General features: G+C 71.8%; 2 protein-coding genes and 1 pseudogene. 2 read left to right on the top strand and 1 reads right to left on the bottom strand.

Annotation, left to right across the window (positions count from 1 at the left end):
- The first annotated feature begins 150 nt into the window (after positions 1-150).
- Positions 151-612, top strand: coding sequence for a uracil-DNA glycosylase (locus AC2W7C_RS17945; protein WP_486002573.1), 462 nt, complete (start codon positions 151-153; stop codon positions 610-612).
- 155 nt (positions 613-767) lie between these two features.
- Here the strand turns inward: AC2W7C_RS17945 and AC2W7C_RS17940 are convergent, their stop codons facing one another.
- On the bottom strand, positions 768-1022 hold the full coding sequence (locus tag AC2W7C_RS17940) for a hypothetical protein (protein WP_486002572.1): 255 nt from the start codon (positions 1020-1022) through the stop codon (positions 768-770).
- Positions 1023-1048: 26 nt separating this feature from the next.
- On the opposite strand from AC2W7C_RS17940, the pseudogene AC2W7C_RS17935 reads away from it, so the two are divergent.
- Positions 1049-1422 (top strand): annotated as a pseudogene (locus AC2W7C_RS17935) (hypothetical protein); the annotation flags it as partial.

Genomic DNA, 1422 nt, shown 5'->3' with positions numbered 1-1422 from the left:
CGGCGACGCCTTGTCGGAGGCGCGACGCCTGGCGGCCGGGGCCGCGACCCTGGAGACGCTGGGCGAGGCCATCGCCGCCTTCCAGGGCTGCCCCCTGCGGGACATGGGCGCGAAACAGGCGGTGTTCTGCCCGGGGCGCCTCGAGGCGACGTGCTGGTCATCGGCGAGGGACCGGGCGCCGAGGAGGACCAGCGGGGCCAGCCTTTCGTCGGCAAGGCCGGGCAACTGCTGGACCGGATGCTGGCCGAGGCGGGCCTGGCCGGACGCGTGTTCATCACCAACACGGTCTTCTGGCGTCCGCCCGGCAACCGCACCCCGACCCCGGCGGAACAGGCGGTGTGCGCGCCCTTCGTCGAGCGGGCGTTCGCGCTGTTGAAACCCAAGGCGGTCCTTCTGCTGGGCGCAGCGGCGTCCAAGTCGGTGCTGTCGGCCGACGAGGGGATCATGAAGCTGCGCGGCCATTGGAAGGAATGGCGGCTGGCCGAGGGGAACGTGTCCGCCCCCGTCATGCCGACGCTGCATCCCGCCTTCCTCCTGCGTACTCCGATGGCCAAGAAGGCGGCGTGGTCGGACCTGCTGGCCCTGGCGGCGCGGTTGGACGACGCAAGCTGAGCGCCGTTAACCGAAGCGACTCAAAACCGCCCCAAAAGCCCTCGAAACTTGACACAGGTCGGGGGCGTGGCGCCTTTCTGGCCTGACGACCGAACGAACAGCGCGCCGCGGGATCGAATCGAGACGATCCCGAAGCCGCTCTCAGGGGGGCCGCCTCAGTGCCTGTATCTTTTCGCCGCGCGATTCTGGCGCCGACGTTGGCCGCCGTCCTGAGCGCCGCCGCGGGCCTGTCCCACGCCGAGGACACCGAGCGACGCGCGCCGTCCGCGCTGAGCCCCGCGGACCGCCTGAGCTACACCACCGCCTTCGACGCCCTGCGCCGCGGCGATCTGGAAGCCGCCCGGGCCTCGGCGCGCCAGGCCAACGACCGCGTGCTGCTGGGCCAGGTCGAGTTCGAACGCTTGTTCCACGCCGAGTATTCGGCACCTACGAAGAGTTGGCGGCCTGGTTGGAAGAGTATTCCGACCTTCCATGCGCGGACCGCGCCTACAATCTGGCCATGCGCGGCGACCGACGCGCGCCCGAGCCGCGCCGTCCGTCGCGCTTCTCGAACCGCAGCTGGGCCGGGGTTGCGGCGGCCGGACGGAACAGCGAGGGCGACCCGATGAAGGTCGCGCGCGTGGCGCTGAACCGCGACGACCTGGCCGGGGCCGTGGTCCTGGGCGAGGAGATCGGCGACTGGTGGACGGTCGGCCTGGCCCAATACCGGGCTGGGCGAGTTCGCCAAGGCGAACGACGGGCGTTCGAGCGGGTGCGTGGACCGACCGACCGAGGACGGCTGGGTGCGCGCCGGCGCGGCGTTCTGGGCCG

The organism is Brevundimonas sp. CURTG3B2_SDJG (genome assembly GCF_057364705.1).
The sequence above is the reverse complement of the archived record's forward strand: the minus strand, read 5'-3'. Positions and strand labels throughout refer to the sequence as shown.